We start from the raw sequence: 19333 nt of genomic DNA, 5'->3' as shown, positions 1-19333 counted from the left end.
TCGGCGGTCGGGTGACAGCCATACCCAGCACCCCTGGGTGCCCCGATCCTACGAATGACCGGAACGGCCCACGACGAACGGTATGGATCGGGTGACGGGCCAGCGTCCCGTAACACACGAGGCTCCCGTGCCGTTGAGAGATGTGCTCGACGTCTCAATTCATCAGCGCAGGTGCCTCGCTGGTTCCCCGTCCTGCCGCATTCGACTTGCCGCACGCTCTGGTCGAGTGGGTATCCATGCTCATCGTCACCCGTGAGGGTGACCGACGCTGCAAACTACCGCCTCACCAGAGCGCTCTCGTCGGCCTGGTGTACCTGCGCCGGCACGACACGCTCGCACAGATCGCCGCCGGCTTCGGCATAGCCGTCGGGACCGCCCACACCTACGTCACGGCCGTTGTCGGGAACCTGTCCCGCCAAGCACCCGGCCTCCTGCGGGTCCTGCGCGAGACCGACCCGGAGTACGTCCTGCTCGACGGGACGCTCGCCGAGTGCGACCGGGTCGGCGACAGTCGGGCCGACTTCGCCCAGAAGCACCGCCATCACGGCGTGAACGTGCAGGTCGTGGCCGATCCCACCGGCAAGCTGCTGTGGATCTCACCCGCGCTGCCCGGCCGCACCCACGACCCGACCGCGGCCCGTGCCCACCGCATCATCCGGATCTGCGAACGCCAGGGCGTCCCCGTGCTCGCCGACCGCGCCTGCATCGGGGCCGGCTCCTGGGTGACCACACCCATCAGACGGCTTCCCGGCCTGGACCTCACCACGACCCGGCGGACGATCAACCGAGCCTTGTCAGCGGCACGAGTACCGGTCGAACGAAGCATCGCGCGACTCAGGTCCTGGCAGATCCTCCGCCGGGCCCGCTGCAGCCCCAACCGGATGACCGTCATCGCCGCAGCCGTCCTCACGCTGGAACGTCAACGCCGACGAGGCTCATTGTCGTTCCAAGGTGAGGGCGGCCTGGCAATGGCCGACATCCGGTTGAGGACCGTCTCACGACCAGGCAAGTCGGCCTTCGGTGAACCGACAGACCGGGGAGCTTCCATCAGCGATCCTCGTCAGCGTCTCTGCCACGGAGTCGAAGTACTGGGCCATCGACGCGTACTCGCCCGTGACCGTGATCTCACCCACGAACCAGCTGCCGACACGCCCGTCCCGCACATCGATGAACTTTCCCCTCCAGCCGTCCTGGTCGGACAGGAACGGGATCCACTCGTTACGCCAGAACGGGTAGTCCGGCTGGTCCGGAGGGTCGAATCCACAGGACGTCGAGCGGTTCGCGTAAAGCCTCTCCATTGCCCGGATACCCAGAAAGAAGCTTCCCTCGTCGGGGAACCCGTCGAAGCCGCAGCACATCACGTCGTCGTCGACGTCTTCCACCGGCAGGTCCGGATTGTTCTGCAGCAGCCACGTCCGCAGGTCCACATGCAGGGAGATCCCCATCCGCTCTTCGGCTGCCGCGAGCATCTGCTCCGTAGCGGGCCCCGGCAGATCCGCGTGATCGGCCGGCGCGTGCTCCCGAAGAAGACTCATCACACGCGACCAACTCTCAGCCACACTCATCGCCCTCTGCCCTCTCTGCAGGGATGTCTCCGTCCGACTACGCCACTGCGGAGGTTGAGAAGTACCGGCCGGAGAACCTTGCAGGGATGGTACTTCGAGCGCGTGTTCCATCCCTCCCCACGATCGCCTTCCGCCCCGAAGCGCAGGGTCGGCCCCTCAGCGAACTGCCCGCCCGCGACTTTCACAGACAAGCCACCGTGCCCGGCGGGCCCAGCCGAACAGCTTCCAGGACTCAAGCGAGGGCCATGGCGTCACCCCGGAGTGGCGAACCCGAAGACGCTCAGTGACGATCACCGAGGAGAAGGAGATGGGTAGATGGTTCGGGAGAGCGTGTTGCGCGTCGCCGTGGTCGGCTCGGGTGTGCTGGGGGCGGCGGTGGCGGACGAACTCGTACGCCGAGGCCTGTCCGTCGTGATCTGTACGGCGGAGGAGTCGCGGCTGCCTGTGACGGATGTGGCGTTCGGCTGGCTCAATGCGCACGGGTCTGCCGCGGAGCCGCCGGTCGTGCGCGATCGGGGCGATCTCTCCCGATCGCGCAGCGCGCTGCGCAGCGTCACGACGCCGTTGCGCGGCCTCATCACCTGGAACGGCGCCGTGAGTTGGGCGTCGACAGCGGCTGCGACGGCTCGATTCGCCGAGCAATCGGGTTCTGGCGTCGTGATCGTCGAGGCGGAGGCTCTGCGGCAGATCCTCCCCGGCCTGCGGGTGCCGCCGCCGGTCGTCGCCCACGCGAGCGACGAGGGCATGGTCGAGCCGGACGACCTGCGCCGTGCGTTCCTCTCCCGCGCTCGGGCCGGCGGAGCGACCGTCGTCGCCGCTCAGGTGGATCGCGTCCGGGCGCGGCGGGCGGGCGGCTACGAGCTGAGGAGCACCGGGGTGGCTCTCGTCGTCGATCGGGTCGTACTCGCCTGCGGGACGGGCCTGCCTGCCCTCGCGGAGCAGTTCGGCGAGCACATCGAAGTCCCCGATGTCCCGGCAGCGCGCTTCACCTTCTCCGCGCCGGAACTACGCCTGGATCGGGTGGTGTCCACGCCGGCGTTCGAGATCCGGCCGTCCGCCCGCCACGGCTTCGTCGGCGCCGAGGACGTGGTCCCGGGCGCGTTGGTCGACGGCGAGGCGGGCGCGGGCGCGCGCGTCTCTGAGTGCCGTGAGAGAGGCGTTCGGACTCCCCCGGGAGCCGGTGCTGGGGAGCGTGACCACAGGCCTCCGCCCGATCCCGGCAGGCGATGGCGTGCTGTGCGTACCGCTGGCGAGTGCTCCCGGGGTCGTCGCACTGGCCGCACATCCCGGGGTGACGCTCGCAGCCTTGTTGGCGCTGCGTGTGGCGGAACAACTCGGGAACCCCGAATGACCTGGTCCGCATGCTGCCAAGAGAATGCCCATCACCGGACAAATCACCCACTGAACCCGAAGGCCTCAGCCCCGACCAGCGGGCGGCTGCCCGATTATTTGGTTGTGATCAATGGGTGGTACTGGTGAGGTCTTTGATCCAGATCATCGCGCCCCGGAGGTGGAGGCCGGCGAGGTCGCTCGCTGGGGGTTGCCGCAGCGGGAGGCGATGCCCCGCCGGGCCTTCCGCCCAGCCGATTCGGCACCTGGTCCGGCTGACCGTCCACAACGTCATCGCCGACGGCGACCAGATCCCTGCTCGGGCTTGGTGAGCCACCCACCCCAGTCCCCGAGCCCTTCGCCGGCCTGCTGCGGGACTATGCCCGTGTCGGGCGGCCGAATCGGCTTGGCGGAATCATGCCAGCCAGCGACTGTCTCTTCCCTGGCCGCCGGGCCGGACAGCCCATGGCCCCCACGACGGTCGGAAGGCGGATCACCGTCGCAGGCATCCCCGCACCGCACGGCCGCACCGCCGCGCTGCGGCAACTGGTCCTGCAGGCACAGCCATCCGTGGTCGCCGGGATGCTCGGCTACCACACCGTCTGCACCGAGGCCGTCACCGCCGAGGCAGGCGAAACCTGGAAGAACTACGTACCAGGCGACCACGCACGATGAAACGACCTACACAGAACCTCACCGGAGGAGCAGACCGATGTCCGCCGAACACTCACTCGCGCACTCACTCACCGCCTTCGAATTGCGCCGCAGGGGCCGCAATGATCAGAATCCAAGACCGCTTGACTTCCTCCTCCTGGACGGGGTCACTCCGGGGACACGGCGGACGGTGGTTGAGGAGGTGATTCTGGAAGTCGCACCTGGTGCGGCTTCGATCGACATCGATCTGATTTCTGACCTCCCCTGGCCTTCGGGCGCCCAGTTCGCCCTCACCGCGATCGCCGATGCGACGAGGGCCCGGGAGGGGGAGAGCGCTGTCGTCGTGGATCTGACGGACGAACGGCAGCGCGAATGGTTCATCACCCTCGTGCCGCACACCATCTCCGCAGAGATCTGGGGCCCGGCCGGGTCGGGAGTCTCCTTCTCCGCGAGCGACACCGGATCGGTGATCGGGTGGAGCCTTCCCGCTGAGCGGTGGGAGCGTGTCGGCGCGCGGCTACGGAGCCGAGGCATCGATCCCGACTCGGCAACACGAAAGGTCCCCTGAGTCCGATCCTGACCGACACCCACAGAAACCAGCAGCAATGTACGGGCTCCGATACAGGTCACCCGATCACAGACTCCTAATCGTGGCAGGCGCCTGCGACACTGTGTGCGCTCTGTTGCCTCGGCTTCGTGTTTCTGGGCACCTTGGAGGGTGTTCGGTTGGTGGTTCGGAAGTCGTGGTCGTGCCCTGGGTCGGCCCGTGCTCAGCCCAGTTCGACGTTCATCAGGCCGAGTTCCGCTTCCGCCTTCGGCAGGGTGATCTTTCCCCGGTGGCTGACCTCCACCTGGTAGAACTGCGGGCCGATCGGTACTTCCTCGACCCTGAGCGTGAAGACGCAGCCGTCCAGGCCTTTCCCCTTCCCGGCTCCGAGCGCGCCCTTTGCGAGTACCTTGCCGTTCTCGTTGAACACTGTCACCGGGGTTCCCTGACCGATGTCGTCGTAGCCGCCCTGGCCCCCGCATTCCGCAGCAGTGGCCGCGCCGCCATCCTTGAGTGTCATCTTCCCGGCGAGGATGAACGTCTCGCTCTTCGACGGCGCAGGCGTCGCCGCTGTGCTCGGGCCGGCCGACCCGCCGGGGGACAGCCCCCACACCAAGCCCACCGAACCGGCACCGACGGCCATGCCGACCACACCGGCGAACAACCACACCGGTACCCGCACGCTCGGCGCGGCCGACTGCTCGACTACTACCGCGGTTGGCATGGCGGTAGGAACAGGCGGCGGCGTGGCGGTGGTCTCGTCCATGACGGCGAGGATCCCAGCCGACGCTCGGCCACGTGGGCGCCGGAACCGAATCGTGATCACGTCCCGGCCCGGTCCGGGGGCGGGTCAGACGACCAGCGTGCAGCCGCGCGTCGACTGACCCCCGCGCCGACGGGGAGGACGCCTCGCCCTCGACCTGCGTCTCCGATTCGGGCGGCTGACCCCCGCGGGTGCGGGGAGGACCGCGCCTCGCCCGTCACCCAGCGGATGCACTGCGGCTGACCTCCGCGTGTGTGGGGAGAACACAGGCACGCCCGATTCTGAGGGGACCGGGCCACGGCAACGTGGCCCGGCTACCCAACCACGCCGGAGCCGTCGTCAACCGACACGACGAACGCGGATAGGCCTGGTTCGGCACCGTCACCGCAGCAGCCCTCGTCGCCTGGCTCCGCACATGTTCGCCCGGACGGAACCCGGCTGCTCACCCGGCCGCGAGGGGCCGGACTGCGGGAGCGGGCAGAGGCGCCTCCGCGTCGGGTGCGGGCACCGCGGCGGGGGCCACGGGGCGTGGGGTGGTGGGGAGGACGGTGGGCTTGGAGGTAGCGGGGGTGCCGGGCCTGGTGACGCTGGGACTGGGAGCCTTGGTGGTGGCACCGGACCCCGCGTGCGCCTCGGGCCAGACGGGGCCCATGTCGACAGTGGGCGCCGGGACCGCCGCCACAGCAACGGTCGGCGAGCCGCCGGCCACGCCGACGGCGACGCCGGTGAGGACGCATGCCAATACCGCAGCGGCGCTCGCCGCCGAGGCCATCCGGCCCCGGACGGTTGTGGTCGACGGACGGTCCAACGAGCGGTGATACGTTCGATTCACTTCACACCGGTCCAATCGGGCAGGTCCACGGGGCGCCGCACGACGGCCGTCCGACGTCTGGTCCCGTGGGACTGAACCGACCTTAACCGGGCCTGGAGACACCGGAGTTGAAGCATCGCGACCGTGCCGCGATTTGGTTGGGATCCCCTGGAAAACAAACGATTTGCCTGCCCCGGCGGCCGCGAGGCAGTCGCCCCCGTGGCCGCCGGTTCGGGCAGGAAGACGGAGCCAGCAGTCCGTTCCGACCGTCACCTCCCCCGCCCGTGCCGCTGCGGGCCCGGACGGCGGCCACCATGAACAGGCGCGACTCCGGCCCGGCAGACGGCCGGGGAGCAGCAGGCCCTTGCCCCCCGACGAGCGGGACAGCCCGGCAGGACCGGGGCACGGCAGGAGCGAACCCCATCCGGGCGGACGTGCCGGTCGGTCGGCCGCTCACCCGGCCCGTCGTGGTTCCGGCGGACCGGGCCCACTTCTCGCGGGCCATCCGCGAGCACCTGCGCAGGCGCGGGATCCGGGCGACGATCCCGCAGCCTCGAGATCGTCAGCCGCAAGCTCAAGTGCCGCCACAGCCGCCCGCCCGCCACGGTAGCGCGGTGCTGCGGCACACGCTTGCGATGACCATGCGCGGAGCGGCCAGGCTCACCTGGCCACTCGCCTTCCGCTGGCTGCACGATGCCCTGCTTGAGGACAGCCTCGATCGGGCGGAGTGAGTCTGCGACAGCGAGCTTCGGACACCCGCAAATTGGAGCGGGCACGTCAGGCTGCTACGGTTCCTGCGCCGGAGCTACCCCGACATCACGAGTTCAATCTAAGTAATTCTTGAGGATAAAATATAAGAGCATTGCATCATTAGGCATTCTCCGGGCGGCGAGGCTGCGATTGATGCCCGCAATTGCCTGCAATATGGTCCTTGAAACCGGGGGTTGAAGTGGATTATCTAGAGAAACTGCGTGCAGTCATTGGCCCGGCGGGCGGTCCGGGCGTGGCGGCTGCGAGCTGGCGAGAATTGGAAGGGGAGCTCGGCGTGATGCTTCCGGAAGATCTCAAGGTCCTCACGGAGTGGTATGCGCCGATCCGACTTGGCTGGTCGATTCGGATTTCGAATCCGGGGACGGTGAACTATAATCTCGGATCGCATATTCGCGAGACGGTGGCTGCCTATCGGGCATGCTCGTTTTCGCTTGACAACTTCCCGGGTTTTTCGCGCGCCCTCGGGTTCGGTGGCCCTGATGGTTTGATTCCGGTGTCCGGCACTGCGCACGGGGAAGAGGTCTTCCTCCTCAATGATCAATTGAGGGGGCGCTGGCAGATCGTCGTCTTCGTGGGGGACGACCTCGAGTTCTATCAATATGACATGGGGTTTGCGGAGTGGCTCTACCGGTATCTCGTAGGCGAGGACATGGCAGGCCCAAATAGTGCTCAGGACTTTCCCAATCCTCTGCCCGTGGCCGACCTTCTGGCGCCAGGGGGTGCCGGTCCCGTAGAGCGGTTCGGGCCCCGCCGCCCTTACTGATCGTTTCAGAGGACAGTCTGTCTCCCGGTCCAGACCACCCCGCCCGAGCACCCGGACTATCCCCGCATCCTCGCCGTCTTCAACGAGGCTACCGGCCTACTTCGGGTCCGTGATGTCTGTGAAGCCCTCGACCACGAACCACTGCCGAAGAACATCGAAGGTACCCGCGCCAAGCTGAAACGCCTTGTCAAACTCGACGCCCTCGCGGAGGCCGACACCGGCAGCTTTTCCAGGAAGCAGTAGCCGGGCGAAGCCGCCACGACCTCCGGGGCCAGGGCATCACCGGCAGCTACCAGCCGTACTCCACCGGTCCGATCGGCTGCAGCCCAACCTGCTGGGCCAGCCATTCGGCACGCGCCACGTCACCCTCCCGGAAGTGGATGAAGACCGTGTGATCCGTCGCGGGCGTGTCCTGGTACACGTCCCGACTGTTGATTGCGATCTGGACATAAGCGTCCTTGTTACGGACCGCCAGGCCGAGTTCCGGAGCGGCCGGCCAGCTGAAGAAGTCCCAGTCGATCGAAGCCGGCCCGGAGCCGATCACGCTGAAGAATTTCCCCTCGACCGACCCAACCGGCTGACTCTCAAGGTGGAGCGTGACAGGGAGCAGTGCCACCACCCGCGGGTCCCCTGCCGCGATCATGTGTCGGACCTCATCGTTGGACTCGGGCCGGTAGGGGTCGTCAGGGCTGACCGTGGCCTTCGGGAAGGCGGTAATCATGTGCTGTGCCTCTGTCAGCGTCAGTGCTTGCGCCTCCGCGCTGACCTGGAACTTGTCCATGGGGATTGCAAGATTCAGCAGGCGCTGGACCGCCTGGTAGGCGTTCAGCAGATCAGGGGTTCGCAGAATCTCGGAAGGGAGTTCGAAGTGCTCACGCCGGAGCAGTCTTGCAGATGCAGCCCCACATACTCACGCGATTTTGCACTGCGTCGTTTCCACCTGGGCGCCCCCGGCAGCGACTCGGCCCGGCCCACCAAATGACCGCTTCTCGACCTCACCTCAAAACGGACATCACCCTACAGACGTCCCTCTCAGAATGAGTTGAGCTGTGAGTCTTGCGCTCGACGATCTTGGTCGGCAGGGTGTCCGGGGCGTTCTGATCTTGCTCCGGACGACTCGTGGGAGCGGGTGGCTCCGCTGCTGCCACCCGCTCCCGAGCGGTGCTACCGCCATCCCGGGCGACTCCGTGTCCCGGACAGGGCTGCCCTCGCGGGCGTCATGTACGTACTGCGAACCTGTTGCCTCGCGCGACGTGCCCACCGAGACCGTGGACTGCTCCGGCGCCACGGCCTGGCGCCGGCTGCGGGACTGGACCGAGGCCGGCGTCCGGCCTCGGCCGCTCTCCGCCCTGCTGACCGAACTGCGCCGCGCAGAGACCTGCTGGACCTGGGCGACTGTGCCGTGGACGGCTCACACGTCCGGGCCCTCAAAGGAAGGAGCATGTCGGCCCCTCGCCTGTCGACCGCGCCCGCCCTGGGTCCAAGCACCACCTGATCGTCGACCGCCACGGAACCCCCGCTCGCCGTCACGCTCACCGGCGGCAACCGCCATGAGTCACCCAGCTCCTGCCGCTGCTGGATGCTGTCCCTCCGATCCGGGGCCTGCATAGACGCCCTCGCCGCAAGTCCCGGCGCCTGTACGCCGACCGCGGCTACGACTTCGACAAGTACCGCCGCTTGCTGCGGGAGCGCGGCGTCAAGCCGCTGATCGCCCGACGCGGTGTTGCCCACGGTTCCGGGCTGGGCACGGTCCGAACTCGCCTGCAGCATCATCTGCCTACGACGGCTCCGGACGGCATTCTGAAACGATCGGTTACGAGCTGGTGAGTGATAGCGGCGTCGATGTGACCGGTGCTGTTGTCGGCGGCATGATCTGACGGCGTGACGATCAAGGTGAACCGCACGGCCCTCTGCCACCGGGTGCTGACCGGCATCTCCAGGCGGCATCTGGATCGGGCTTGGTGAGCCACCCACCCCAGTCCCCGAGCCCTTCGCCGGCCTGCTGCAGGACTATGCCCGTGTCGGACGGCCGAATCGGCTTGGCGGAATCATGCCAGCCAGCGACTGTCTCTTCCCTGGCCGCCGGGCCGGACAGCCCATGGCCCCCACGACGGTCGGAAGGCGGATCACCGCCGCAGGCATCCCCGCACCGCACGGCCGCACCGCCGCGCTGCGGCAACTGGTCCTGCAGGCACAGCCATCCGTGGTCGCCGGGATGCTCGGCTACCACACCGTCCGCACCGAGGCCGTCACCGCCGAGGCAGGCGGAACCTGGAAGAACTACGCACCAGGCGACCACACACGATGAAACGACCTACACAGAACCTCATCCGAGAGCCCGGTCGGCCAGTGTCCTGGAGAAGAGCTACTTCTGGAGGGGAGGCATTCCGTCGACGAGTTCACCCAGCACCCAGCCCTCGAGCGTCCATAGGAGGGCGAAGAGCGCCACACAGGCGGTCGCTGCGATGGTGAACTGTCCTATCACGCTTTTCGCGAACCGCTTCATTCACTGTCCTCGCTGTCCATACTGCCTCAGTCACAGTGACGTCGTCTGCGTCTGGACAGTTCCTCGTCGGCCCAGGTGCCGCGCGCTTCGTCAGCGGAAGGTGTCTCCGACGCCCTTGGTCGGTCGGTCTTCTCCACGTCGACACCGGAGGCTAGCGACAGACCCGCGCGGGTGACGATACGTCATGCCGTCCCGGGAGCAGCTGTCCGCCGGAAGGAATGCGAAATGTCCGTTGAGAGGGATCTTGAGCTTGTCCGTTGGCACCCTCCGCCCACATCGTCCCCTCGACGGCTTCCGCGTTTGCGGAGAGGACGGCCTGGTGGCCCTTGGGGTTCCGTGCTGGCCGACTGACCTGTGCGTGCCTGTGGTCAGCGGGCGTCGGTTTCGTCGATCAGGTACTGGAGCTCGTCGAAGATCTGGAGGACGACGACGACCAGGACGTGGTCGGCGACCATGAACTCGACCACGACCCCCGGGGGCGGCGTAGGCCTTGCGCAGGTGCTCGTCGAGACCGATCGGCGCCGTCGCGGTCTTGTGGTGGATCGCGGGAGAGAACACCCAGCGCGCGCTCCAGGAGGTCACGACGTTCGGCGGGCAGGGCATCGATCGTCGCCTTCGCCTCGACGGTGTACTGCACGCGATACGTCATGCCCGCCACGATAGCCGCACCCACGACCGGACGGGAGCAGCCTGGGGGAGGACCTTCACGGTCCCCGCCGCTTCGTACAAAATGGCCGACCCCCGCGCGTGCGGGGAGGACCCGGTTGAGGTGAGGGCCAGCACGGCGGCGGCCGGCTGACCCGCAGCGGCGGGCTCGTCACCGACCCGCCGAGCCGGCTGCTTGAAGGTTGCCCGCACGTTCTCGTCACCCATCTCCTCCATGACCACAACCTGTCCAACTGCTCCGACACGTAGGGCACGCCCCATGACCACGACTCCGTCCCCTGCACCGGTCCGACCCTGACTGGCCGCACTGACCTCGGCCGTCGCGGCGGCCTCCGGCGCCGCGTTCGACGAGGCGGTCGACGAGGCGATGGCGCTGACCCGTCGCCTGAAACTGCCTCACATCCGACGGGCGATGGTCGAGATCGTCCCGACCGCGAAGGCCCATTGCTGGGAACCCGCCGCGATCGCGCGGGCCCTGCTGGCTGACGAGGCCGCCGGGCGGGATACGGCCAACCGCGGCCTTGTCAGTGACCTGTGCCATGGTGCGGTTCATGATCAACGAACACCTTGCGGATGTCGACTGGTCGTCGATGGGCCACGCCTACGGTCCGGCCGTGGAGGTCCCGCGGTGGCTGGAGCAGATGGCCTCGCCTGATGCCGACGTCCGGAAGATGGCATTCAGCAGCTTCTACAATGCGGCCCACCACCAGGGCGACGTCTATGTCTGTACTGCGGCGAGCCTGCCGTTCCTGTTCGCGCTCGCCGACGACGCGAAGACGCCGGATCGTGAAGCAGTTCTCGCCCTCCTGGTCAGCATCGGCCGCGCGGCGCTGGAATGCGACCCCCTCGCCCTGGCACCCGGTGCGTTCGCGTGGTCAGCCGGAATTGCCGAGGTAGACGTTGTAGCTGGTCACCGAGGGGATGGGGACGTTGAGCATGCCGGCGGTCTCGGTGAGGGTTGCTTCCTGGGCCAGGACCCGGCCGGTGCCCGGGTCGATGATGAAGGTGTAGCGGGTGGGCAGGCCGCTCTCCTTCGAGCTCGCGGAGTACGCGACGCCCACCCGCCCGGCCCGGTCGGTCACGGTCCCGGTGAGCTCGAGGCCCGGCAGGGAGGCGATCAGCTCCAGCACCGCGGCGCGCTGGCCGCCGGTCAGGGCTCGGGCGGTGAGCAGGTCGTGGACCGCCTGCGAGGCGCCTCCCGGCCCGTCGACACCAGGGGTGCGCCTGCGCAGCCAGTCCTTCAGGGCCTGGCCGTCCAGCGGTGTGCTGACGTCTCCAAGCGTGGGGTGGAAGGGGTCCGCGCGGGTCTTGTCCGACCCGCCGAGGCTGCGCCGTCTGATGACGAGGCCGGCCGGGCCGTTGAGGATCTCGTAGTCGTACGGGACGACGCGGGAGGTGACCTTCCCGCGGTCGTCCCGGGTGTTGAGCGCCCACTGCTGCCAGTGCAGCCCCAGCGGGGTGACGGGTGTCTCGCCGGCCGACCGGGCGGTGCGGGCGACCTGCAGGAGTTGCGTGCGCGCGTCGGTGGACTCCTGTTCCGTCGTCAGGTGGTACGCCAGCGGTGCAGGGGTGGCGGCCGCGGCGGGGCCGCTGCCCCCGGGCAGCACGAGCAGCGCCGTCGCCACCGCCGAGACGGTCGCGGCGGCGGCCAGGCCGAGCACCAGACGCCGCGGCCGGGAACGCCTCGGCGGGCCCTCAACCTGCCGTCCGGCAGCGTCGCCCAGGATCATCTCCAACGCGGCCTCGGCCTCGGCCCGGTCCGGTAGCTCGCCCGCAGCCGGATCACTGGCCACCATCATCTCCCTGACCCGCTTCGCAGTACTCACCGCGCCACCCCCACCTTCCGCGTGTCTGCCGCTTTCGTCCGCGTGGAACCGTCCTCCGAGGCATCCAGAGCCGTCCGTAGCCGCTTCCTCGCCCGAAGGAGCCGCATCGAGAACACCGCGGCACTGCACCCCAGGGCCCGGGCGGCGTCCCGGACCGGTAGCCCTTCCCAGCCGGTCAAGGCCAGCACCTCCCGGTCGGCCGGAGACAGCCCCGACCACGCCCGCTGCACGGCGTCACGGGCCGCGACTTGCTCTCCGACGTCGCGCGCCGCGACCACCGTCACCGACTCGCCAGCCCGTACCGCCGCCAGCGCGCTCTCTCGCGCCCGAAGGTGGTTGGCGACGGTCCTGCGCGCGACGCCGTACAACCAGGGCAGCACCGCAGAACGAGGACGGTCCCCGAAGCGCCGCCACACCGTGGTGAAGACCTCGGCCGTCACATCCGCGGCCTCCTCCGGAGCCACCCGCCGGCGGACATAGCGGTAGACCGCTGTGTGATGCTCGCCGTACACAGCCCGGAACTCATCCTCTACCCCCAAGACCTCTCCCCAGATCGGATCCCACCCTGTCTATGTCGAGAGGACGTCGGATCTAACACCCCCGAGAGCCGACGCGGTTGCGGATCAGCTTGGGATCGATCCTCAACGGGTCCAGGCGCGGGCCTCCTCGTTTGCCACCGCGCCGCCCTCGCTGTCGCCCGCGGCCACACCGTTCCGCTGCGCACTCCCCATGCACCTTGCAGAACCTGTACTGGTACCGCGTGACCAGGACCGCCCTACTGCCCGCCCGCCGACCGCGCGTCCACGTGGGGTAGGGCGAAGCAAGGACCCGGTGCTGTGCCCGCCCCGGACCGGCGGTGGATCACGGGGATCCGGTCCGGCCGGTCCGGGGCGGGTGCTGTGCGTCAGCGGAGCTGGAGGGACCACTCCTGCTTCCAGCCGCCCTCGCAGGTCCAGACGCCGAGCTGCTTGTGGTCGGAGTCGTGGGTGAGGCAGTCGTCGTCGGAGATCTGGATCCGGTACTTGCCGTTGCCGACGCCGACGAACTGCCACTTCTGGTTGGAGGTGTTGCCCCAGGCCTGCTGCTCGGCGACGTAGGTCTCGGGGTTCTCGGTGAGGTTGTAGCCGAGGTCGTTGACGATCCGGTAGCGGTCGCCGCCCAGGGGCTTGATCGTCCAGGTGGAGCCCTTGTAGCCGAGGATGCCGCCCAGGACCGGCGCGCCCCAGCTCGCGGTCTCGGTGGGGGCCGTGGCCCCGAGGCCGTTGTCGAGCTTCAGGAACAGCGGCCGCTCGGTCGGGACGGCGCTGCCGCCGCCGCCCGTCGGGGGCTTCGTGGGGTTCGTCGGGGTGCCCGGCTCACCCGGGACGATGACGCCGCCGGAGGCGGATTCGAGCACCCACTCCTGCTGCCAGCCGCGCTTGCAGGTCCACACGCCGAGCTGCTTGAAGTCGGAGTCGTGGGCGAGGCAGTCGTCGTCGGAGATCCGGATCTGGTACCGGCCGTTGCCGACGCCGACGAGCTCCCACTTCTGCTTCGAGGAGTTGCTCCACGGCTGGAGTTCGGCCATGTAGCCGCCGCTCTCGGTGAGTTCCAGCCCGTAGGAGCTGGTGATCCGGTAGCGGCCGCCGCCGACCGACGTGAGCTTCCACTTGGACTCGTTGCCGCCCCGGAGCCCGGCGACGACGGACGCGCCGGCCGAGCCGCTGACGGGGACGGCGCCCAGGCCGTTGTCGAGCTTCAGGGTGACGTCGGCGCCGTTGGCAGGCGTGCCCGGGTTGGTGGTCGGCGGGGTGCCGCCCCAGGCCCAGTTCTGGTTGGGCGCGTCCCGGTTGTCCTCGGAGCCGCAGGCCCAGGCGACCACGGCGCTGCCGTTGGCGGTCCGGCCGCTGAAGTCGTCGACGCAGACGTCCTTGGACCGGTCGTCCGGGTCGGTCAGGTGGCGCAGGCCGCCGCTGGGTGACATGTGCCAGCGCTGGCCGGGGATCTCCAGGCAGTCCCAGATCTGGAGCCCGTTCCCGTTCGCGGCCCTGTTGTCCGGGAGGTCGAGGCACTTGCCGTTGGCCGCGCGGAGCTTGTACCCGTTGTAGGTCCACTTCTGGGCGTCGCCGCCGTTGCACTCCCACATCTGCACGGGGGTGCCGTTCGCGGTGCCGTTGCCGCTGACGTCCAGGCAGGCGTGGTAGCCCGGGGCGCTGGAGTCCGGGGTCAGACTGCCGGTCCTGCTGCCGTAGCCGGAGCGTGCGGGGAAGTGCAGGGTGCGCACGTCGCCGTCGCACTTGTAGGGGCGCGCGGTGCCCGCCCGGCAGGTCCACGGCTCCTTCTTGACGCTGTCGCCGTCGTTGCCGACGAACGCCCAGTTCATGTAGCCGCCGTCGCCTCGGTTGCGGAAGGTCGACTCGCCCTGGAACACCCAGATCCGGAACTTGTCGTAGCCGGAGGGGTCCTTCTGCTCCTCCTTGTTCATGAAATGGTTGAGCTTGTAGGTGGTGTCGATCAGCACCCCCTTCATGTCGGCCTTGTACTCGTTCGTGAACCATTCGGTGTCGTACAGGTCGGTGCCCACGGTCTTGAACACCAGGACATTGAACCCGGGGAATTTCTGGCTCAGCTGCGATGCGGTTTTCTGGGTGAACTCCGCGTTGTCCAGCTTGTTGGCGTTGGCGGCGCCGCGCATGGCCCGGATCATGTCGAAGCCGGCGCCGATCAGCGAGGTCATGCAGTTGCCGCCGCCCGGGACGGCCGGAGTTCCGCAGGTCTTGTCCACGGGGGCGGCCGGAGCGGCCTCGGCCTGCACGGTCATGCCGGAGAATACGGCGACCGCGGCGACCCCATAGGCCAGGGCGCGTTTCATGCGGGACAGGGGTTTCATGTCGGAGGCATCTTTCTTCTCGAAGAAGACGGATGTTAGACCTCGGAAATCGTCCGTTCCGTGACTCCTGACGGCATCCATACGACCAGGCCGAGAGGTCTGCCTTTTCGTGCAGCATCCGAACGGCGCGTGCGCCGGGGCCGAAGGGCGCGGTGGCGAGGAGCGCCGTGCGGCAGCCGAGTGGCTCGACGGAGCGACATCAGGTGGACCCGGCCACCGCACTGGGTGCGGGCGGTGCGGCAGGTGGTCATCGTGCCGGCCCTGATCGCCTTCCCGGTCACGTGAACCCGCTCGCCGGGGCGGCGCGCTGACCGCCACCTGGCGACCCGTCGTGGCTCCGGACGGCACCCGGAGGCTCGAAGCCCGGTGGCAAGCCGAGCACTGAGGGTGCGGCGTCCGGGAAGGACCATCCCGCTGCGGTGGCTCCGGCCCCGTGCACGGCCGCTCCTTGGCCACCCCTCGCGGACCGGTGTCGCGGGACAACCGATCCGAGCAGGAGCAGCATGGACCTGACGGAGGTGGTGAGCCGGACGTGACGGGGAAGCTGCGGGTCTTCCTGGGCGCGGCGCCCGGTGTCGGGAAGACGTACGCCATGCTGGCCGAGGGACGGCGGCTGCGGGACGAGGGGCTGGACGTCGTGGTGGGCCTCGCCGAGACCTACGGCCGGCGCGGCACCGAGCAGCAGCTCGGCGATCTGCCGGTGCTGCCCCGCCGACCCGCGCCGTACCGCGGCATCGAGCTGACCGAGCTGGACCTCGACGGCCTGCTGCGGCGCCGGCCCGCGCTCGCCCTGGTGGACGAGCTGGCCCACACCAACGTGCCGGGCGGCCGGAACGGCAAGCGCTGGCAGGACGTGCGGGAGCTGCTGGACGCCGGGATCGACGTGGCGACGACGCTCAACATCCAGCACCTGGAGAGCCTCAACGACGTGGTCGAGCAGATCACCGGCATCGTCCAGCACGAGCAGATCCCGGACGAGGTGGTCCGCGCGGCCGACCGGATCGAGCTGGTCGACCTCAGTCCGGAGGCGCTGCGCGCGAGGATGGCGCGGGGCGAGGTCTACCCGCCGGACCGGGTCGACGTGGCGCTGGACAACTACTTCCGGGCCGGCAACCTCGGCGCGCTGCGGGAGCTGGCCCTGCTGTGGCTGGCGGACCGGGTGGAGGAGGAGCTGGCCGAGTACCGGGCCCGGCACGGCATCCGGGCGCCGTGGGAGACCAAGGAACGGATCATGGTGGCGCTGAACGGCGCACCGCAGGGCGAGCACCTGATCCGGCGGGGCGCACGGACGGCCGCCCGGGTGCACGGCGACCTGATCGGCGTCCACGTCCGGTCGGACGGCGGGACCGTCCGGCACGAACCCCCCGCGCTCGCCGGGCAGCGCGAGCTGCTGCGCGAACTGCACGGCGCCTACGCGGAGATCACCGGGGAGGACGTGGCGCAGGCGCTGGTGGACTTCGCCCGGGCCGAGAGCGCGACCCAGATCCTGCTCGGGCCGACCGGCCGGTCGCGGCTGAGGGAACTGGTGAGCGGCTCGGTGATCAACCGGGTGATCCGGCTGGCCGGACCGATCGACGTCCGGGTGCTGCCGCCGCCCGCTCCGGACCAGCTGGCACTGCCGCGTGCGCCGCGCCCGCGCCGGGCCGCGGCCCTCCCGGCCCGGCGGCGCCTGCTGGGCTGGTCGTTCGGGCCGGCCGGGGCGGTGGTGGCGGCGAGCGCCCTTTCACCGCTGCGCGGCTCGCTCGGACTGTCCGGCGCGCTGCTCTGCCTGCTGCTCGTGGTGGCCGGCACGGCGCGTCTGGGCGGTCTCGCCCCGGCCGCCGCCACCACCGCGACCTCGGCGCTCGCGGCGGACTGGTTCTTCACCGAGCCGCGGCACAGCCTCGCGGTCGGCCGGGCGGCGGACGTCGCCGTACTGGTGGTGTTCCTCGCGGTCGCGGGCATCGTCAGCCACCTGATCGACGGACTGGCCCGCCGGTCCCAGCAGACGGCCCGCGCCCGGGCGGAGGCGCAGGCCCTCGCGAGGCTCGCGGGGGAGCCGGTGCGGGGCGGGGAACACCCGCTGCCCGAGCTGCTGGAGGAACTGCGGCTGGCCTTCGGCCTGTTCGCCGTCGGTATCCTGGTCCAGGACGGCACGGGCTGGCGTCCGGAGGACGCGGCCGGCGGCCCGCTCCCGGGCAGTCCGGCGGACGCGGCGTTCGCCGTGGAACTGGACCGGGACGCCGTCCTGGTGCTGGCGGGGCCCGCGCTCAGCGAGGACAACGCCCGGCTGCTCGGCCCGTTCGTGACCCGGCTGCGCTTGCTGCGCGAACTGGCGCGGCTGGCCGGGGAGGCGGAGTCGGCGCGGGCCCTGGCCCGCAGCGACGCCCTGCACACCACCCTGCTGGAAGCCGTGGCGCACGATCTGCGCGAGCCCTTGGCGGGGATCAAGGCCTCGGCGTCCAGCCTTCGCTCCGAGGAGGTGGACCGGCCGCCGGAGGACGTCCGTCGCCTCTCGGCGATCATCGACGGCGAGGCCGACCGGTTGACGCGGATGGTCGCCGATCTGCTCGATCTGAGCCGTCTGCAGGCCGGGCGGGTGCCGGTGTCGCTGTGGCCGACCGACCTGGCGGAGGTGCTGGCCCAAGCGGTCGGGAGCCTGCCGCCCGGCGGGACGACGGTGGTGCTCGACCTCCCGGAGGACCTGCCGCGGGTGGAGGCCGACGCCGGATTGCTGACACGGGCACTGGCGAACATCCTGGCCAACGCCCGTACCTGGTCGCCGCCCGGTGAGCCGGTGCGGGTCGACGCCGGGGTGGTGGCGGGCCGGGTGGACGTGCGGGTGGTCGACCGGGGGCCGGGGATCGGCGCGGCGGAGCGGGAGCGGCTCTTCGAGCCGTTCCACCCCGGCCACCGGGCCCCGGGCCGGGTCGCGGGCGCCGGCCTCGGGCTCACCGTCGCCAAGGGATTCACCGAGGCCATGGGCGGAGAACTGACCGTCGAGCCGACCCCGGGCGGCGGGACGACCCTGGTCCTCGGCCTGCGGCGGGCGGCAGGGCCCGGCGGCGCGGATCAGCGTGCGTGAGCCCCCGCGGCGAGCGGCAGCGGTGCACCGCTGCGGGCGGCGTACTCCAGGCTGCGCAGCAGGTCGGAGGGGGAGACGGTGAGGACCCGGCAGGCGGCGTGCGCGCGGCAGTGGCGGGCGGTCGACCCGGGGCGGCCGGGCAGCAGGCGGCCGGGGCGGGCGGTGCCGAGGACGAGCAGGTCGCCCTGGCCGCCCACGGCGGAGACGAGCGCGGGACCGGGCTCGCCGCGGACCACCCGGGGGTGGACGACCAGGTGGGCGGGGTAGCCGCCGAAGGTCTGCTCGAAGGCGGTGTCGATCCGTCGCCGGGCGGCGTGTTCGAGTTCGGAGTACGGCCGCAGGCCGTCCGCTCCGGTGGGGGCCCAGACGGCCACGGGGACGAGCACGGCGCCGCGGGAGCCCGCCTCCGTGACCGCGCGGTACAGGGCTGCGAGGCTGCCCAGCGACCCGTCGAGCCCGACGATCACCCGCGTGGTACCGGTCATGGTCCTGGCCTCCTTCGCCGTGGGGTGTGCGGTTCCCAGGTCTCCAGTGAAAGCCGTCGAGGTGCCCGGGGGAACCGACGCTGACGCGACCGTGACGCCGGACGTCCCTGTTTTGGCGGGACCTTGACGGCCGACGCCCCTGGGGCCGGTCAGCCGGGGCCGGGGAGGAGCCCGATGACCAGGTCGACCGCCGTGATGCCGAGGAACGGAGGCACCGGGCCGCCCGGGCCGAGGGCGCCGTCGACCGCCTCGTCCCCCCGGCGTCCGGCGAGACCGGCTCGTGGAACGGGCGGCGGACTTCACGCACCCCGCCGGGGTCGCGGTGCCCGCCGACCAGTTCGTCGCCCACGTCCGACCCGCGCGAGGGGGGGACATCCGGGGCGCCCCGTGGTCCTCCGGCCCGGGTGCGAGCCATCGGGCCGCCCGCCGTGTGCGACCCCGATGGCGTAGCAAAAGCTCGCCGTCGGCGGGCACGTCGACCGAGGATCGTCATGACACACGGCATTCGATCGCGTGCGTATGGTGACCATGGGGTGATGTGTCGTGATGGATCTCGGCTACCTCGGCCTGACGGTGGTCGCGTTCGCGGTGCTGGCGCTGCTCGCCAAGGGGGTCGAGCGGTTGTGAGCGTGGACAACACCGTCGGGCTGATCGTCGCCGCCGTGCTGGTGGTGTACCTGGTGCTGGCGCTGGTCTTCCCCGAGCGGTTCTGAG

General features: G+C 70.0%; 14 protein-coding genes and 2 pseudogenes. 9 read left to right on the top strand and 7 right to left on the bottom strand.

The genetic code is table 11. From position 1 onward, the window contains the following. Window positions 1-179 precede the first annotated feature (179 nt). Window positions 180-926: pseudogene (locus tag ACFVUH_RS36655) on the top strand (transposase family protein); the annotation flags it as partial. 69 nt (window positions 927-995) lie between these two features. On the opposite strand, the gene ACFVUH_RS36650 reads toward ACFVUH_RS36655, so the two are convergent. Further along, the gene (locus ACFVUH_RS36650) at window positions 996-1535 is read right to left on the bottom strand and encodes an SMI1/KNR4 family protein (RefSeq protein WP_387917924.1); all 540 of its coding nucleotides are present in this window, start codon (window positions 1533-1535) and stop codon (window positions 996-998) included. Window positions 1536-1880: 345 nt separating this feature from the next. Here ACFVUH_RS36650 and ACFVUH_RS36645 point away from each other — a divergent pair, with 345 nt between their 5' ends. The 3 genes from ACFVUH_RS36645 (at window position 1881) to ACFVUH_RS36635 (ending at window position 4116) form a co-directional block, all read left to right on the top strand. Further along, window positions 1881-3044, top strand: coding sequence for an NAD(P)/FAD-dependent oxidoreductase (locus tag ACFVUH_RS36645; RefSeq protein WP_387917923.1), 1164 nt, complete (start codon window positions 1881-1883; stop codon window positions 3042-3044). Window positions 3045-3359: 315 nt separating this feature from the next. Beyond that, a complete protein-coding gene (locus tag ACFVUH_RS36640) occupies window positions 3360-3569 on the top strand; it encodes a hypothetical protein (RefSeq protein WP_387917921.1) in 210 nt (69 codons plus the stop codon). A gap of 37 nt (window positions 3570-3606) precedes the next feature. Beyond that, complete coding sequence (locus ACFVUH_RS36635; RefSeq protein ID WP_387917920.1) at window positions 3607-4116, top strand: hypothetical protein; 510 nt, start codon at window positions 3607-3609, stop codon at window positions 4114-4116. Between the two features lie 202 nt (window positions 4117-4318). Here the strand turns inward: ACFVUH_RS36635 and ACFVUH_RS36630 are convergent, their stop codons facing one another. Then, window positions 4319-4861, bottom strand: coding sequence for a hypothetical protein (locus ACFVUH_RS36630; protein ID WP_387917919.1), 543 nt, complete (start codon window positions 4859-4861; stop codon window positions 4319-4321). A gap of 1739 nt (window positions 4862-6600) precedes the next feature. On the opposite strand from ACFVUH_RS36630, the gene ACFVUH_RS36625 reads away from it, so the two are divergent. Then, on the top strand, window positions 6601-7203 hold the full coding sequence (locus ACFVUH_RS36625) for an SMI1/KNR4 family protein (RefSeq protein WP_387917917.1): 603 nt from the start codon (window positions 6601-6603) through the stop codon (window positions 7201-7203). Window positions 7204-7492: 289 nt separating this feature from the next. Here the strand turns inward: ACFVUH_RS36625 and ACFVUH_RS36620 are convergent, their stop codons facing one another. After that, window positions 7493-7984: a hypothetical protein gene (locus tag ACFVUH_RS36620; RefSeq protein ID WP_387917916.1), complete on the bottom strand. Its 492-nt coding sequence runs from the start codon at window positions 7982-7984 to the stop codon at window positions 7493-7495. Window positions 7985-8245: 261 nt separating this feature from the next. Between ACFVUH_RS36620 and ACFVUH_RS36615 the strand changes: the two are divergent. Together ACFVUH_RS36615 and ACFVUH_RS36610 are read left to right on the top strand one after the other, a co-directional pair. Next, a pseudogene (locus ACFVUH_RS36615) lies at window positions 8246-8958 on the top strand (IS5 family transposase); the annotation flags it as partial. A gap of 343 nt (window positions 8959-9301) precedes the next feature. Beyond that, window positions 9302-9511 (top strand): hypothetical protein, encoded by a 210-nt coding sequence (locus ACFVUH_RS36610; RefSeq protein ID WP_387917914.1) that lies wholly within the window; start codon window positions 9302-9304, stop codon window positions 9509-9511. Between the two features lie 1739 nt (window positions 9512-11250). On the opposite strand, the gene ACFVUH_RS36605 is transcribed toward ACFVUH_RS36610, so the two are convergent. The 3 genes from ACFVUH_RS36605 to ACFVUH_RS36595 all read right to left on the bottom strand — a co-directional run bounded on the left by ACFVUH_RS36605 (window position 11251) and on the right by ACFVUH_RS36595 (window position 15052). Continuing rightward, window positions 11251-12201: a hypothetical protein gene (locus tag ACFVUH_RS36605; RefSeq protein ID WP_387917912.1), complete on the bottom strand. Its 951-nt coding sequence runs from the start codon at window positions 12199-12201 to the stop codon at window positions 11251-11253. Next, window positions 12198-12713 carry an RNA polymerase sigma factor gene (locus tag ACFVUH_RS36600; protein WP_387917911.1) on the bottom strand — a complete coding sequence of 172 codons (516 nt, stop codon included), beginning with the start codon at window positions 12711-12713 and terminating at the stop codon, window positions 12198-12200. The genes ACFVUH_RS36605 and ACFVUH_RS36600 overlap by 4 nt, the downstream gene beginning before the upstream one ends. Window positions 12714-13105: 392 nt before the next feature. Beyond that, the gene (locus tag ACFVUH_RS36595; protein ID WP_387917910.1) at window positions 13106-15052 is read right to left on the bottom strand and encodes a ricin-type beta-trefoil lectin domain protein; all 1947 of its coding nucleotides are present in this window, start codon (window positions 15050-15052) and stop codon (window positions 13106-13108) included. A 550-nt stretch (window positions 15053-15602) separates the two neighbouring features. Here ACFVUH_RS36595 and ACFVUH_RS36590 point away from each other — a divergent pair. Next, window positions 15603-18134: an ATP-binding protein gene (locus tag ACFVUH_RS36590; RefSeq protein ID WP_355373183.1), complete on the top strand. Its 2532-nt coding sequence runs from the start codon at window positions 15603-15605 to the stop codon at window positions 18132-18134. On the opposite strand, the gene ACFVUH_RS36585 is transcribed toward ACFVUH_RS36590, so the two are convergent. Next, window positions 18122-18619, bottom strand: a complete 498-nt coding sequence (locus ACFVUH_RS36585) for a universal stress protein (protein ID WP_387917908.1) — start codon at window positions 18617-18619, stop codon at window positions 18122-18124. The two genes, ACFVUH_RS36590 and ACFVUH_RS36585, sit on opposite strands and share 13 nt — an antisense overlap. Before the next feature lie 623 nt (window positions 18620-19242). Between ACFVUH_RS36585 and kdpF the strand changes: the two genes are divergently transcribed. Next, on the top strand, window positions 19243-19332 hold the full coding sequence (gene kdpF, locus ACFVUH_RS36580; protein WP_355373178.1) for a K(+)-transporting ATPase subunit F: 90 nt from the start codon (window positions 19243-19245) through the stop codon (window positions 19330-19332). Window position 19333 lies beyond the last annotated feature (1 nt).

The sequence above is a fragment of the Kitasatospora sp. NPDC058032 genome (assembly GCF_042885845.1).
Taxonomy (GTDB): domain Bacteria; phylum Actinomycetota; class Actinomycetes; order Streptomycetales; family Streptomycetaceae; genus Kitasatospora.
This window is presented reverse-complemented; position numbering and strand designations above follow the sequence as displayed.